Annotated in this window: 13 protein-coding genes; 7 read left to right on the top strand and 6 right to left on the bottom strand. The window is 41.3% G+C overall.

Going from position 1 to position 16,080, the window contains the following annotated elements:
* Positions 1 to 59: 59 nt before the first annotated feature.
* The 4 genes from hpsN to HWQ43_RS19255 form a co-directional block, all read right to left on the bottom strand.
* The gene (gene hpsN, locus HWQ43_RS19270; protein ID WP_292737003.1) at positions 60 to 1,040 is read right to left on the bottom strand and encodes a hormogonium polysaccharide biosynthesis glycosyltransferase HpsN; all 981 of its coding nucleotides are present in this window, start codon (positions 1,038 to 1,040) and stop codon (positions 60 to 62) included.
* A 273-nt stretch (positions 1,041 to 1,313) separates the two neighbouring features.
* On the bottom strand, positions 1,314 to 2,969 hold the full coding sequence (gene hpsL / locus HWQ43_RS19265) for a hormogonium polysaccharide biosynthesis protein HpsL (protein ID WP_292737001.1): 1,656 nt from the start codon (positions 2,967 to 2,969) through the stop codon (positions 1,314 to 1,316).
* 259 nt (positions 2,970 to 3,228) lie between these two features.
* Positions 3,229 to 3,705 (bottom strand): hypothetical protein, encoded by a 477-nt coding sequence (locus tag HWQ43_RS19260; protein ID WP_292736999.1) that lies wholly within the window; start codon positions 3,703 to 3,705, stop codon positions 3,229 to 3,231.
* A 552-nt stretch (positions 3,706 to 4,257) separates the two neighbouring features.
* Complete coding sequence (locus HWQ43_RS19255) at positions 4,258 to 5,049, bottom strand: S-adenosyl-l-methionine hydroxide adenosyltransferase family protein (RefSeq protein ID WP_292736997.1); 792 nt, start codon at positions 5,047 to 5,049, stop codon at positions 4,258 to 4,260.
* Between the two features lie 155 nt (positions 5,050 to 5,204).
* Here HWQ43_RS19255 and HWQ43_RS19250 point away from each other — a divergent pair, with 155 nt between their 5' ends.
* The 4 genes from HWQ43_RS19250 (at position 5,205) to HWQ43_RS19235 (ending at position 9,703) form a co-directional block, all read left to right on the top strand.
* On the top strand, positions 5,205 to 6,104 hold the full coding sequence (locus tag HWQ43_RS19250; protein ID WP_292736995.1) for a hypothetical protein: 900 nt from the start codon (positions 5,205 to 5,207) through the stop codon (positions 6,102 to 6,104).
* A 14-nt stretch (positions 6,105 to 6,118) separates the two neighbouring features.
* On the top strand, positions 6,119 to 8,065 hold the full coding sequence (locus tag HWQ43_RS19245; protein WP_292736993.1) for an Hsp70 family protein: 1,947 nt from the start codon (positions 6,119 to 6,121) through the stop codon (positions 8,063 to 8,065).
* 85 nt (positions 8,066 to 8,150) lie between these two features.
* Entirely contained in the window at positions 8,151 to 8,975 is an 825-nt protein-coding gene (locus HWQ43_RS19240; RefSeq protein WP_292736991.1) for a M90 family metallopeptidase, read from the top strand.
* A gap of 320 nt (positions 8,976 to 9,295) precedes the next feature.
* A complete protein-coding gene (locus HWQ43_RS19235; protein ID WP_292736989.1) occupies positions 9,296 to 9,703 on the top strand; it encodes a hypothetical protein in 408 nt (135 codons plus the stop codon).
* Positions 9,704 to 10,799: 1,096 nt separating this feature from the next.
* On the opposite strand, the gene HWQ43_RS19230 is transcribed toward HWQ43_RS19235, so the two are convergent.
* Positions 10,800 to 11,255 carry an EVE domain-containing protein gene (locus HWQ43_RS19230; protein WP_292736988.1) on the bottom strand — a complete coding sequence of 152 codons (456 nt, stop codon included), beginning with the start codon at positions 11,253 to 11,255 and terminating at the stop codon, positions 10,800 to 10,802.
* Between the two features lie 151 nt (positions 11,256 to 11,406).
* A complete protein-coding gene (locus tag HWQ43_RS19225) occupies positions 11,407 to 12,051 on the bottom strand; it encodes a class I SAM-dependent methyltransferase (RefSeq protein WP_292736986.1) in 645 nt (214 codons plus the stop codon).
* A 137-nt stretch (positions 12,052 to 12,188) separates the two neighbouring features.
* Between HWQ43_RS19225 and HWQ43_RS19220 the strand changes: the two genes are divergently transcribed.
* The 3 genes from HWQ43_RS19220 (at position 12,189) to HWQ43_RS19210 (ending at position 16,018) form a co-directional block, all read left to right on the top strand.
* On the top strand, positions 12,189 to 13,847 hold the full coding sequence (locus HWQ43_RS19220) for a glycosyltransferase family 39 protein (protein WP_292736984.1): 1,659 nt from the start codon (positions 12,189 to 12,191) through the stop codon (positions 13,845 to 13,847).
* 74 nt (positions 13,848 to 13,921) lie between these two features.
* Positions 13,922 to 14,389: a MarR family transcriptional regulator gene (locus HWQ43_RS19215; RefSeq protein ID WP_292736982.1), complete on the top strand. Its 468-nt coding sequence runs from the start codon at positions 13,922 to 13,924 to the stop codon at positions 14,387 to 14,389.
* A gap of 162 nt (positions 14,390 to 14,551) precedes the next feature.
* Entirely contained in the window at positions 14,552 to 16,018 is a 1,467-nt protein-coding gene (locus tag HWQ43_RS19210) for an HlyD family secretion protein (RefSeq protein WP_292736980.1), read from the top strand.
* Positions 16,019 to 16,080 lie beyond the last annotated feature (62 nt).

The raw sequence follows: 16,080 nt of genomic DNA, 5'->3' as shown, positions 1-16,080 counted from the left end.
CTATCCTTTGTTATTCACTAATGACTAATGACTAATGACCAATGACAAATGACTAATAACTAAACTTGTTTATCCAATCGACTGTAAATTTGACCATCGTTCCATAGTGATTGGATGACAGTAGCCAAGGCTTTGAAAAAACCCAAAATGTAGAAAATACCGCGAGTGGCAATTTTGATGGGGGAACCACTTTTATGGCAAGGTGGTCGTCCCAGAACGTGACAGTCAAATAAACGACCGTATAGGCGTAAAGCTTGAGTCGCAGTCAGGTTTTTCAGCCCTAGTAGGAAATGGTTGTGATAAAAGGTGAGTTGATATTTTAGCGATCGCATACTAATATCATGACAACCCCCTGTTTCTTCGCCTAAATGCACCAAATGGGCTTCTGGGTCGTACCAAATTTTATATCCGGTTTGTCGCACCCGCAAACAAAAATCTGACTCTTCGCGCACTGCACTACCGCGAAACCTCTCATCAAACCTCAGCCCATACTTAGTAAATATTTCGCGGCGAAATGACATATTACAGCCCCTAGCTGTCAGTACTTGCTGAGGTTTGGTGGTATGTACTAAATCAATATGATACCAAGCAATTCCTGGGTCCATAGCTTCGGGAGGCAGATATTCAATCTGTAAATCTCCTCCAGAATCACCTAATTTCATTCTGTCAAACACCCGTCCAGCCACAGCCCCCACCTCTGGGTTTTGCACATAATTTTTCGCATGGGCTGCTAACAATTCAGGGGTTAGCTGAACATCATCATCAATAAACAATATTATTTCACCAGATGACCGCCGCACAGCATAATTTCGCGCCCCTGGCAAACTTGCCCAATCCAAACGCAACCATTTAATTTTACCTACATCTGCCATCTCTTCTAGGTAGGCTTGAATTTCTGGTTGGTGTTTTGCGGTTTGGTCTACAACTAAAACTTCAAAATTTGGATAGTCTTGTTTTAAGACATCCACAATGCTATCGCGTAGCGCTTCTTCCCGTCCGTAGGTCGGGATAACTACAGTAATTAATGGCCAATTATTCACAATTTTTATTAAGTAATTTTACTACTTCTACAATAATAGCCTTGTAGAAATTAATTTTCATGAAATTCAGTAAGTGGCTATTGCTTTAATTTACATGCTGTATTTTCACGGGTTCTGAAAAACCTCACTTCTATCCCTTTCTCTGACTGCGAAATTGCTTACTCATCAATAAGTATCATCGAAAAATAAGTGTATAGCGATAATTTAGAGGTAGGTTGAGAATACTGAGGTATTTTTGACCTCAAATCATATCTTTAGCCATTTTTATTTCATTTAAATTGTTTTTAGACGTTTTTTCTTGTTTTTTTGCTGAGGGTTGGCATCTTCCTTATCTTGTTTCTCCAGTTCTGGCAACTTAAAAAGAACTCCCGCAAAAAACCAATAATAGGCCGCAACAGGATCAACATCCAGAGGATAGTAGTAAGTGTTGGTGCTAATAAATAATATAAACACCCACAAAGCGGCTCCGGAACTACGGAAATTACGGTTCTTTATGGAGCGATAGGTTTTAAAGCCCAGAATTGTTAAACTTGTTACCAAACCCAGAAACGCTAGTAATCCCAAAATTCCCACTTCATAAAGTACTTTGGGGTAGTAGGTTTCCACAAGCTTAGTTTCACCCATCACACGAGCAGAGTTTGTGGCTCGTCCTAAGCCGCTTCCCAAGGGCCCGTCTACGTTTTTCCAATTTTCTTCAAATTGCTGTATGATAAAATCTTGAGGTGGTGAAGCGTTCCAACGACTGACAAAACTCTCTGTTCTCTCTTGTACGACAGCAGGGTTAGTCACCATCGCAATTCCTAGAATGAAGGCAAGTCCCACGCCTATGGGGATAAATCGTTTCAGGTTGCCAAGTTGTCCGGTAAGCAATAGCAAAATCCCGAAGCAGATTGGTACTAAAGCTAAGGCGATTCTCTGTCCAGAGATTACAGCATCGATAAAGACTCCCACTATAGAAGCTAAACCGATGATCCGCCATATTGGCGAGGGATCGGTGAAGCCGGTGGCAAAGGTAAAAAAGGTGCTAGAAATTAAGAACCAAGCCCACTGCCAAGGAGCTACAAATGTCCCTGGTAGGCGAATAACCCCTTCTTCGGGACTATATACTAGCGCTCCACCAAAATAACACCGGGCTTCGAGTGTTGCTCTAAATAAGGCATCTCCTTCCAGACCTCTAGTGCCTTGACATACACCTGTTAGTAGTAATAGATATTGAAGAAATCCCAGCGCGCAGCAAATCAGTGTGAGGACAATCTGGAGGCGCAATAAAAATAGAAAATCCCGCTTATCGCGAATTAGATAGTAGGCACAACCAATCAGGGGAACATAGCCTAAAAATACTTTTAGTCCCAGAATGCCCATACCTAATGGTATTTCTTGGGGTGCTTTTTCTAATAGTCCCACACTCTGCGGGTTAAATTGCTGTCCACCATTGACAAACAACAGTGTTAGCAGACTGCAAGCCAAAACAATATAAAGTGGGATTCTAATGCCTTTGGGAATAATTATAGGTAGCCCCTGTTTACGGCAAGTCTGCCAAAGTCCAATTAGCGCTGGAACGTAAAAGGCATCTTTAGCTAATTGGAGTATGGGACTATTGCCCAAGTAGTAGGTGACAGTACCTCCTATAGGTATGTAAATGATGAAAGCATATAGGGCTTGGCGCGGATATTTGTAGGAAAGCGACATGACTATTATCCCTAACACGCCGGGGACTGCTGCTTTAATTCCAACTAGGAAAAAAAGTAGAATGCCAACGAAGACACCGCCAAAAGTGGCGGTGGTGAGTAAGCTAGTGAGTTCTTTACGTACTTGGGCAGATTTGCGCTTTTGGGCTAACTGTTCTTTGAGGCTAAGGGTAGAAGTTTCCTTTTTAGCCTGCTTTTTCGATTTTTTAGATTTCTGAGATTTTGATTTGAATTTTGGCATAGTGGCACTGTAGCCTATCAGCCTCGCAAAATACTCCATTATATAGGACTAATATTTGATTTGATTTTAAAATACACGTAGGGGAGCCAGTGCGTTGCGCAGGTTCCCGACGCTCCATAACTCGCTAATGCTGCGCTATCCCTTGTAGCAACTGGCGTTGTGTTAGCGTCGAAACTACGGCACAATTTCAAGCTTCTGGTGCTTTACACTCAGCTAATACACCATATAAGACTATTTATGAGATTTTTTCACAAGCAATTTACAACTCTGATAGTTGATAAATCTCTTTCGATTGCTGTAGCTTGTATAATCCGAATTCGTCTCTCAATGATTGATTTAATAATTTCCGATTAAAAATGCTAAATCTTAATCTTTTTGAATTGTTAAAAAGATTTTCTCCTGTTGCCAAAATATAAACCGCGCCTGGAAATGGTAATGATTTAATGGATTTTCCTTTGTTCTTTAAAATATCTCTGACTTTAGCGTGGTCTATATAATATTTATAGTATCCGTAGCCACGATTATATTCTGCGGTTTCTGGCAAATCATTCAAATCATATCGAATAATATTACAAGTTCCGCACATTTTATAAAAATTGCTTCTTTTGATATATATGTAATCATTGCCTTCTTGATATTTATAACCTTTATTTATAAACCATCCATTAGAATCAGGGTGTTGTTGAACAAATTTGGCTAACTTTTCACTCACACAATCGTCAGCATCAACTGTCATAGTGTGAGTGGGACAAAATTGACGAGCATACATCAATCCTTTTAAGATTTTACGCCCTTTATCTGTGTCTCCTTTGGCTTCAGGGCTAGGCTAGTTTGGAGGGGAAAAATCAACTGTAATGTATGTAATATGAGGATGAGTGAATTCTATTTTGGGCTTTTCGTGACAAACAACAATAACGTGAAAGTTAGGTGAGGTTTGATTGCAAACTGATTTAATGCATCTTTCAAATAATTGTATAACACGCTCCCAGGAATTGGAAACTTGCGCACTTTTGAGTGGGATAACAAAAACAAGCACTGTATTTTATCAGAACAAACAGCTAGGAATCTCGAAGCAAATAATAACACGTTAAGACTTACGCTAAGACTAAATGTCATGATGAAGTGGCAAAAGCTGTCGTGTTTCTGGCTTAAGACGACAGCTGTTTTATTACTGGCATCGAATTGTTTGCCGATGGCGGTGTGGCACTAATCTAATCACTTTTGGTCAGGGTAACTCCATAAAGCCAGCCCGCACTCAGCCACAGTAACAGAAGCCAATTACCCGATTTCATGCAATTCGAGTTACTTGCTGATTCACACGAGGACGGCCAAAGCGTTCCCAAGCACTCCCTCCTCGCAAAAATAGCTCTAAAAAGCGTAATGGTTCCCCAGAATCTCCTCTTGACCAACCGGAACTACCAGGAGCAAAGGCTAAAGTTCCTTCAGATACCTTGAAACTACCATCAGAATACACCGCATCACTGACCACATCTCCAATTCGGATCACGATCTTGGTTTGAGGCTCCAAGTTAAGTGTATGCGCCCCAATAGTTGTTTTAATGTTGCCGTAGCCATCAATCCAGGCAATGCGATCTGGTGGAACATCTGGGATTTGCTCACTGTTGAGGCTATCTCCCAGAAGGCTAAAATCTTCATTCATGATGGCAGCCGCAGCCGGAGGAAATACATCCCGTGAGCGAAACTGCGAGCCACCACGAGAAACGTTGATCGATCGCAACTCCTTTGTATAGTCTTTGATAAAGGAGAGGGTGTAGCCCGCATTTACACCCACTACTTTTACACCATTGGATAGAAGGGCATAAGTTAGCCCTTCACCTTCATTGTCTCGACGGGCTTCAGGATCATCCTGACGAGGCGCACAGTTGTGATAAATTAGGCGATCGCTAGGGCCTGGATTCAGTCCTAGTTGGGCAATCCAGAATCCCGTTGCTAAGGTACTGAATGCTGGAACCGAAAGCAAATGAATTTCGGCATGGGGAAAAGTCATCAGCAGACGTTGTGTGACTTCAGTAAATGCCGGATCTCCTGTACCGTAGTCTGCAATGACGCAGATAAACATTCTGCTCCTCCTTTTGATGGGTAGTAATTTGCAATCAACCTAATTCATAATTAGTAATTATGAATTATTCCGTCATGATGTGATTACAGGGTGAAATGAAAAAACGAGTGTTCATTTCACTCCTAATTAATAACGTTAAAGTCTTAGTCAACGCAATGAAAACAATCACTTCACTTTTTAGCGAAGAACGCAACCAACTCCAGACAGATATTGATAATACAATCGGCATTGAGCAAATAGTTAAACTGGTTCAAAATCGGCTCGATAATCTCGAAAGAATTTACATTGAAAAGCTTAATTTAGCTCAAGTTCGTCTGGCTTCCTTTTTCCTGGATACGCTGCGGCAGTCTATCGCCACTCTGGCTGCGGCTAACTATCTTCAAGTTGCTCCAACCGAACAAAGGCAAATTACTAATACAGGGACAAAGTTGTTTAGCAGCAGATTCATCCTAAAACTGCTAAAGGGAATAATTTATATAGGCATCTTAGGTTCGTTGTTTTCCTTAACTAAAACTACCCCAGGTGCGTGGATGGCTATCTTATTAACCTCTCTACTTATCGGACTAGAAATTGTACTTCAACTCGAATCAAACAACCAGCAAAATAATTCTATATCTGAAGGAGTATTAAAATTACCTCAACCAATTCTTCGGGTTGATAGCAAAGTATTTTTAGATCACCTTGGCGATGCTCTCAACACTATCGACCTAGCAGTGGCTAGATTAGAAGAATCAAATAAACATGAAGGCGACATAGCAATAGAAGAACTGCCAGAGTTATTGAATTTTCTCCAAAGATTAATGGGTGCATCCAAACTTGATAAACCCCAAATGGCTTATGAACTGGCGAAACTTCTACCACAGATTTTAATGTCTCAGGGAATTAACGCTCAAATTTACCGATCGAATAGCGATCGCGAGTATTTTGATTTTGAGCCAAGTATCGACCCCGATACCAAAGAACACGTGACTCTAACGCCGGCTTTGTTGAAAGGCGATCGCTTAATTCGGCGCGGTAGGGTAATTGAGCCAGCGTATTCTTCTTCTAGAGAATAATAGACAATAAGGGTATGGAAATTTTAGAAACAATCGGTTTTGATTTAGGACACGGTGAAACGGCTGTAGCCAAAGCTGTAGTGGAAAGCATCGAACCTCCCCAGATGTTGGAGATTAATAACAAGAAGAACCAAATTACAGCCCTTGGCTGGCATCCCAAACTCGGTTATCTTGTCGGCGAACAAGCATTAATTCAAGCTGGCGTTACCCAACTGACAATCTCTTTCAAGCAAAAACCCAACAACGATCCCAAATATCGGGAAACAATTAGCACTTTTGTGGCAACCTACTACCGCCTTTTAAAAGAAAGTAAACAACTTGCAGGTGGGGAAGGTAGCTATTTTTACATTGGCTGTCCATCAGGATGGACAATTAGCGATCGCACCGAATACCAAAAGCTACTTCAAGAAGCTGGCATTTCTCAACTCAATGTCGTACCCGAATCGCGGGCTGCTTTCATGCAAGCCAAAGAAGCCGGGAAGTTGGAGTATGACAAACTTGTTGGATCGGTGCTAATTGTCGATATTGGTTCTTCAACCACAGATTTTACTTTGGTTAAAAGCTTAGAAGAAATCCCGATAGATTTCGGGAGTAATACTTTAGGTGCATCTCTAATTGACAAAGCTATTTTTGCCCGGACTCTCGCCAACCACGAACAAAAAGCATTACTCGAAAAAGTATTTCAGGAATATCCCCATCACCAAGCTCGTTGTGAACTTGCTTGCCGCAAAGCTAAAGAAGATTACTTTTCTAATGAGCAGCTATACAGCGATCCTGAATCCTTTGCGCGTGGCTTCGAGTCGATCAACGAACAGATTTATTTTATTCCCCAAGTGAATAAATTGATGATAGAGGAAATCTTAAACCAACCCTTACCTGAACTGGAGCATCATAGTTGGATTAAATCATTTCGCAACTCTTTAACCGAGGCGAAAGAAAAGCTAGAAAAACTTGGAATCGTGCCGAAACTTTTGTTGATGACTGGCGGTGCATCTCGCATGAAGTTCACGCACGTTCTTTGTCAGGAAATGTTTCCCGAACCAGAAACCCTGCTTCGCCCCGATCCTGAACCGGAACGCTGCATTGCAATGGGTTTAGCACGAGTCGGACGATGGGATTTGCGTGCTGCTGCTTTTAAAGAAGAAGTTAACAAACTATTTAGCTCGAATAAGCTCAAAGGTTTGATTGAAAGGCATATTCCAGAGTTAATCGAATCACTAACTAAGCCTTTAGCAGATGGCTTGATTGTCAATGCAGTTAAACCAGGTTTAAAAGATTGGCAAAAAAACAAAATACGGACTTTAGCCGATTTAGAAACATCTTTGATTGGTCGGGCAGAACAGTGGCTCAAAAGCGATGCCTCTGGCAACGTCTCCGACGAACGCGCTGTGCAGATAATTAATCATCAATCCGCTTCCTGGTTTAGCAATAAAATCCAACCAGATTTAGCCGCACAAACCGATCCAATCTGTCGAAAGTTTCAGATACCTAGAAGCAGCTTACGGTTCAAGGATAGCATTGACCCCAATTTTGTTAACCCAGAGTTACAAATTGGAGATGCTATCTTGGCTGAGACAGTAGCGTTTATCGTCAATGTAGTTATTGGTGGAGGCGCTGTGGCTAGCATTATCACTCTAATACTAACTGGGCATTTAACCTGGCCAATTGCATTAGTATATGGGGCTTCGGTGATGGCGGCAGGAATGGAGCTAAATCGTAAGAGTGTTCAAGAAGTAATTAAGACAAATGTGGATGTACCTAGTTGGATTCGTTCTAGTTTTTTGAACGACAAAAAAATTGAGGATATATGTGAGCAAATAAAACCTGAGTTAGAGAAAGTTCTTCAAGAGCAACTGACAGCAAATCAAGAGGCTTTTGACAAACTGATTGTCAAAGTTGAGCAAGAACTTCAAAATAGCCTTTCCACCAAGGTTCAATCTTGCATAATTCTGATCCAATAGCGGTAGTTAGTGAGCGACAACAATAACAATTATTCTAAACTTTCTGCTTACCAGTGAATTAAATATGTAAGCTGCTAAAAAGCCAATGATTAAAATCATAGTTTTCTTTCTTATGATTGGGCTGATTATCACTGGGATTTTACTCAATCCGATTTTAGTAAAAAGGCGAAGGAACCGTCTCAAACATCGTCCTTTTCCCCCACTTTGGAATGCGATCATTGAGAATAATCTTCCCATTTATCTGTGTATTTCTCCCGATGAAATCAGACGACTTCAGGGACATATTCAAGTGTTCTTAGCAGAAAAGCAATTTATTGGCTGTAGAGGATTACAGGTGACAGAGGAAATGAAAGTTACTCTTGCGGCGATCGCCTGTTTACTTCTATTAAATGAACGTGGGCAGTACTTCCCCAGACTTCGTTCAATTCTGGTGTATCCCAATGCTTATTTTGTTCAGGAAACAACTTCCATCGGAAAATATGTTGTTGAAGAAAGGCGTGTAGCAAGACTAGGTGAATCGTGGACAAATGACCAATTAGTTCTGTCTTGGGAACAGGTGAAACAAGACACTGATAACTGGAAAGATGGACGTAACGTTGTGCTTCATGAATTCGCCCATCAATTGGATCAAGAAGATGGTAAAGCTGAAGGAGTTCCGGTACTGCAACACAACTCAGACTATGCTATTTGGGCGAAGGTGATGACAGAAGCATATCAGCAACTTTGTAATGATGTTCTACAAGGTGCAAAGACGGTAATGGATAGCTATGGCGCAACGAATCCCGCAGAATTTTTCGCCGTAGCGACTGAGACATTCTTTGAGAAACCGCACCAATTGCTGTCTAAGCATCCGGCACTTTATGAGCAACTGCAACGTTACTATCAATTAGATCCTGTGCAATGGGCTTAAACTACGACCATGAGCTACTAAATATAACCTCAGCTTCAGATTGCATGAGTCGGAATAGTAATAAAAACATAAATCTTTGAATTATGCATAAAAAAGAAGTTTAAAAACCTTGAATTACTAGATTTAAGTTCAAAATATTGAAGTGGAGTTAGGCAATATACTAATTTTGATCGCTGATACAAGCTTGCCCAGCCGAGTGGTAAAGTTAGACAACGCCATTTCAACTATTTGATTCAGCCCCAAGGGATTGTATGACCTCAAATAACAAAATAATAGCGGTGCTGTGCCGAGTGCTGGAGGAAGCGTAGAAGCTGGGGCAGATGTCCGCTGTAATTAGAACCATAACTTTTCCGCTAGCGAAAGCTTATGCTTACAGTTACAATTCACCAACGCCTAGATTTTTATGTAAGCCTCATCAGCATTTTCGCAATTCGCTCACTGTAGGTGAGGGCGGGGACAGGATTCCCCTTCTCTCTGTGCGCGAACCACCAGCCGGAATGCTTATGCAAGAACCATCTACTGCAAAAGCCCATATCAGACGAAAACGTTGTGTTCCACTGCAATTATTCGTAGCTGTGGCTACTATTTTATCAGGAGCCAGTCGTATTACCTGTTTCGACTGTCTAAGGTTAACACAAGATGGCGCCGTTGCAGCTTGCACATTATTTGGCCACGATGCAACAGCAAAAAGAACAGCAGGAATCAGCGTTATCAGCTTCTTTAATTGACTTGTATTCGCGATTGACATGATCTTCTCCATCAAAGTTGTGAGATTGAAACGAATGGCGCTAGAGTGTGTCTACAACGTACAAAATCAATGATCTTATGCTTGTGAATATTATCTCAAGGGTACGTCTTTCTTTTCCAGCAAGCTATTAGTTCTCGTAATAAATATTCACAAAATTGACTTTGCAGACACGCCCTAGCTTTAGTAAAGTGTAGGTTTAGTTATAGTTTTATTTCACCTAAATTTATTAGGTAGAACTAAGCCGTCAATGCCTAATCTACTTAATTCAAATTTTATAGGAATTAATCTAGAAAATCAAGATTATACAGCTTGTTTCTAAAATATAACTACAGGAATTATGTTTTGATTATATTAACTTTTGAAACGTCTAAGAGCATTGGTAATGCTAAATAGTAATACTAATTGTTTTTAAGATTGCAATATATAGCACTTCCAGCAGCTATGATGTACATCCTCAAAGCTGAAAGGTATGCTAGGAGAAAAGCAAGGAGAAAAACTGTATTGCATAATAGCAAGAAGCGCTGTATCAGATTCATTCAGACTTCTAAGGAAGAGGAACTGGAAATATCATATCTAGGAAACATTTGGAAAAATGATATAAAGTTTATCTGGCTTCCTGCTTTCCTCAAAACTTGGTTGTTAATAAATCTATAATATTTTGCGCTCAAAACTAGAGCACTTTTGTTTCCGAAAGTTACACAAAAGGTAAAGTAAGCAGTGTAGGGTAAAATCAAGACTAGTATTCAGACAGCAGTCAAACCGCCAATCGTTAGCGAAGGCAAAGGCAATCAGCCAATTAGTAAGGGCAGAAAAACACGATCGCATCCAACAGACCAAGAACGCCAACAGCCAACAAATAGCGCAAAACCTACACTTGACGCTTCAAAAATGGACAACACACTTGTAGCTGATTTGCAACCTCAGAACCAAAATAACCAACAGTTTCTTAACAACCAGACGCGATGATCGAAGACCCGCCTTTCCTACGGAACGCTCCGCGAACAGCGATCGCTCTTAACCTTCAACTTAATAACTGTGTCATTGACTTTTGAATGGGTGACTTCCGCCTTGCGGTACTAGAAGTTTTTCATCGCCAGAATCTTCAAAGCTACTGCTTCAGGGATAGGCATCACTGATAATCGATTTCCTTGTCTCACCAACATTAACTCTTCGGCGCTAAACTTCTCTTTGAGCATTGATAGCAAGATGGGGTTAGAAAAAGTTTCAACAAATTCCACTACAACTGTTTGCCAGCGAGGGGATTCAGAACTTGATTTTGGGTCGTAGTATTTACTTTCTGGCTCAAACTGGGTCGGGTCAGCAATATCTTTTTTCACTACACGCATTAACCCAGCAATACTGGGAGGATTAGTACTGGAGTGGTAGAAAAAAGCTAAGTCTCCTTCATCCATTTGGCGCAAAAAGTTGCGAGCTTGATAATTGCGAACGCCGTCCCAGATAGTCTCTTTCTGCTGTTGGAGATCAGCAATGCTATAGGCTTCTGGTTCTGATTTCATTAACCAATAATTCATCTACACAAATTATCTATATACAAAAGTATTTTAATTTTGAGCAGGTAAGTAAGTTCGTAGTAAGGACTTTAGTCCTTATTTTCTAAGCACTAAAGTGCTTACTACAAACCTTCTTGCACTAGCTTAGACATTGTACTAGTGAACATTGGACTTAACTGCGGTAAGCTATAACGGCATAAAACGGATCTCCTCCAGCTGCACCCAACCACTGTAATAAATTCGGTAATGTTGATTTATGAACTATAACTTCTGCGGTTGTAAATCCTGGAACTGAGGCAAAGTAAGCTTTGACTAATTCTACCCGCTGTGCTTCTGAAGCCTCTCGCCAAGCTTGAATCGCCTTTTCAAAAAACATTCGGTTAGAAAAGCTGATAATTGCAACACCACCGGGTTTCAAGATGCGGTAAATCTCGGAAAATACTGCTTCTGGATATTGCATATATTGCACAGATACGCAATTGAGAACAGCATCAAAATCTCCATCTGGTAAAGGTAGCTGCGGATTTTCGTTAAGATTTTGCACAAAGTAATGATTTAAGCGGGAATTTCGTGCTAATTCCTCAGCGTTGAGTCCGTGTCCCTCCACATGGTCAAACTCCATCTCTTCTGGCAGATGAGACACCCAACTGCTCATCATATCAAAAATGCGAGTATTGGGTTTCAGGCGATCGCGGTATAAATCCGTTAGCTGTTGAATAAATCCTTCATCGACATGGGTGACGAAGCGAGGATAGGCGTAGAACAGCTTATCGTCTGTGTCATCTAATTTCAGGCGTTGATTCGGTCTTAACTGCATAAATCTCTGTTTTGGAGAACTTTTTCCGCAAGATGTGGCAATTTCAAGTATTTTTCAACAATCACTATGTAACATATTTTAATAACAACAGGATACTTAAACGAGTCTAAATAGCAGCATTCAATTTTATCAATTCAATGTTTCATAAACTACACTTTTTGCAGCACATTTGGCGACAAATCCGCCTGGTAGGATCGTTACCCTATTTAAGTTTGTTCCTTTGGATGTTACCCTTATTATTATTTACTTCTGGGCACAATAGTCTGATGGCACATGATGAAGCTCTTTACGCTTCGCGTGCGCGTCTGATGTTTGATTCTGGTAATTGGATAGCTCCTTGGGAAAAGGCACATCATAAAACACCTGGCCCTTATTGGTTAATTGCCAGTTTCTACAAGTTGTTTGGTATCAGTGATACTAGTGCACGTCTTCCTAGTATGATTGCCAGCATTTTTAGCTTATGGCTGGTGTATGAAATTGGCAAAATTATGCTAGGCAAAAAATTAGCCTGGCTAGCTACTACAATTTTAAGTGTGGAATTTCTCTGGCTGCAATACTCTCGCTTAAGTACGCCTGATGTACCGATGATTTTCTTGGTACTCTTAGCTATTTTTTCTTTACTAAAAATAGAATTACATCCTAAATATCACTATTTTTGGAGTTTTCTCGCTGGTTTAAGTTTAGGTTTAGGCTTCTTAGTCAGAAGCTTTATGATTTTTTTACCAATTATCGCTTTATTACCTTATTTAATTTGGGAACATCACCGTCATCGTCATCTGAGTAACCCAATTTTATATCTAGGCTTTTTCGTAGGTTTAATACCCACCTGTGTTTGGCTGTGGTTAAGCTGGCTGCACTATGGAAATCAGAGTTTTGAGGAGTTGCTCAAGTTTGTTGTGCAACTAGGTTCTGAAGATCGCAATCATAATGGGCCACTATTCTATTTATGGAATATTCCTTTAAAAGCATTTCCTTGGGCTTTTTTTGGAGTTTTAGGTTTGTTTTTAACTCTCCGCCGCCCCATTTTTCGTTACCAGTTAATATTAGTTGGCTTTCCACTTGTTTTATTTGTAGAACTTACTATTTTTAGCACTCGTTTATCTCACTATAGTCTTTGTCTTTATCCGTTTATAGCTTTTTTGGCATCTGTGGGTTTAAGCTGGTTAGCCAATATTTACCAGACAGGAATTCCCCCACAATTCCCTCTTAAAAAAAGTCAAAAGAAGATATTAAACCTTTTTGCAAGGAAGAATCTTCCTCGAAATCTCAGTTATGGCTTTGGTGGATTAGGTGTTTTACTTGTAATAGCAAGTATTGTCGTTATTAGTTGCGGTGGTTCTGACATTCGTAAGGAAGCAACTATTGGCTTGGCTATGGGGTTGGGTTGGTTAATTTTACCTGTGGTGTGGATTAGTCGTTACCACTTTGGCAAGAAGTTTCTCACAGCACGTTACTGGATTGCAGGATGGTTAATTCCCTGTTGGCTAACTTTGGCGACGACAGGTAGTATTGGTCTGTTAAGTGACTATAACCCTGTTTTAAGAACTTTTTTACAACAAAGTGCGATCGCTTTAATTCTCCAATCTCATCCTATCTACCTTGTGCAAATAGACCAGAAAATCCAAGTACTGCTTAATTTCTATCTTGCTATTCGCCCCCAAGCAGTAGTCTCTATTTCCCAAGTACCAGCTTTGAGCTATGCTTTGATCTATACTGACCAGTCCCCTAAATTATCTCGGGCTTACCACGTTCTTGGTACAGTAAAAGAGTACCAACTGATTCAAGTTCTTCCCTAAGACAGATGCAAAGCAACTATTGCTAAATAATATGAACTTGGTTATAATAGTACGCATACTAAGTATTATCTGAAATGGTTTCTACATCTAATCACTCCCCAACCTTAGAGTCGTGGCAGCAAAATCTGGCACCATACAATTTGGGCTACAGAATCAAATTAGTCTCACAACTGCTGAGTCGCAAATTTACTGAGAAGCTAGAACCCTTTGGACTGACGCCATTTCACTGGTTGGTGTTGTGCTGTCTTTGGCAAGAAGATGGTTTACCTACTTCAAGTATTGGGGACAAACTCAAACAAGTGGGAGGGACTTTAACAGGCGTACTCGATCGAATGGAAGAACGCGGTTTGGTGCGTCGAGAACGCGACACTCAAGATCGGCGCATCTGGCGGATCTGGCTCACGGATGCAGGTAAGGAACTAGAAGCTATTTTACCGCCAATCGCCGCAGCCGTTCGTGATGAAGCGATGGATGGTATTTCCTTTGCTGACCGAGAACTGTTTTCCCAAATCTTGAATCGAGCGATCGCTAACCTGTCTTAAAGATGATTTTATAATCACCCGACCGGGGGAGGCAGTGTAAAGATTTATTTTGAGATAATATTACGCATACTAAGGAAATAAGGATTTTTTTCAGACAATATTACGCATTCTAAATAAACGACTATTAATCAAGTTATTGAACGAACAAGCGAGGTAAGAATCATGGGTGCTAATACCTTTAACGGACGCAACGGACACAAAACCCCAGTTTTAGAAAAAGAAGTGATTCCTGATTTAGAGACTTTAGAAACTGTCACCACAGAGACACGCGCAACAGCAGAAGCACCTGTTGTAACTCCTGAGATCGAAAAAGAAGTTCCACCGAAACGGAAAAGACCGACCGGCTTAATTTTGGCAGGATTAGGTGTAGGTGCGATCGCCGCAGGTACTTTTGGTTATCACTACTGGCAATATGCCTCCACCCACCAGGAAACAGACAACGCCACCGTTGCGGGAAATATTCACCAAGTTAGTAGCCGCATTCCTGGAACAATAAGTGAAGTGCTGGTGAATGACAACCAACTGGTGCAACCGGGAGAATTGTTAGTGAAGTTAGATCCACGAGACTATCAAAGTAAGGTGCAACAAGCACAAGCCGCCCTCGAAAATGCTCGTGGTCAGGCGCAAGCTGCTCAAGCAAATATTGCTTTAAGTTCACAAACCACTACTGGTAAGACAACTCAAGCGCAAGGAGATGTCAGTGGTGCAGTAGCAGCAATTTCTACAGCCCAAGCAGCAGTACAAGAAGCGCAAGCGGGGATACCAGCAGCACAAGCTGAAGTCAGACTAGCCGAAGCAGGGATTCCCGCCGCCCAAGCGCAAGTAGCCCAAACAAACGCAAATTTGGAAAATGCCCGAGCAGATTACAATCGCTACAACCAGTTGTATCAATCAGGTGCGATCGCTCGCCAGCAACTAGATACAGCCAAGGCTGCTTATGATGTGGCAACCGCACAGAAAAACGCCGCGATTCAGGGAGTACAACAAGCCCAAGCCAAGTTAGCCTCCGCCAAAGTTGGTGTCGCCAAAGCCCAGTCTCAACTTGCACAAGCCCAAGAAAATGTCACCAACGCCCAAGCTAAATTAGCAGCATCTAAGGGAGGATTGCAACAAGCGACCGCAGGCGGACAAGATACCACAGTCAAACGTAGCCAATACGAAGCAGCAAAAGCAGCGATCGCGCAATCAGAAGCATCGCTAAAAGACGCACAATTGCAACTATCTTATGCCAATGTTACCGCCCCCAGTGCTGGACGGGTTGGTAGAAAAAACGTCGAAATTGGCAACCGCGTCGCAGCAGGAACACCATTAATGGCGATCGTGGATAACAGCTATTGGGTAGTTGCGAACTTTAAAGAAACTCAATTAGAAAAGATGCGGCCAGGAGAGCCAGTAGAGATCAAGCTAGATAGTTTCCCTCATCACACCTTTATTGGTCGTGTTGACAGTATTTCGCCAGCTTCCGGCGCTCAGTTTGCCTTATTACCACCGGATAATGCTACGGGTAACTTTACTAAGGTTGTCCAACGCATTCCAGTAAAAGTAGTTTTCGACCAAAAGAGCATTCAAGGATACGAATCGCGGATTACTCCTGGGATGTCTGCGGAAGTTGCTGTAGAAGTCAAGTAATGCCAAATTGTCTGCAAACTAAACGAAAAACCTCTTTCTTGCTGTAAATCTTCCTACACCTA

It is taken from the genome of Nostoc sp. JL31 (assembly GCF_017114965.1).
GTDB lineage: Bacteria > Cyanobacteriota > Cyanobacteriia > Cyanobacteriales > Nostocaceae > Nostoc > Nostoc punctiforme_A.
This window is presented reverse-complemented; position numbering and strand designations above follow the sequence as displayed.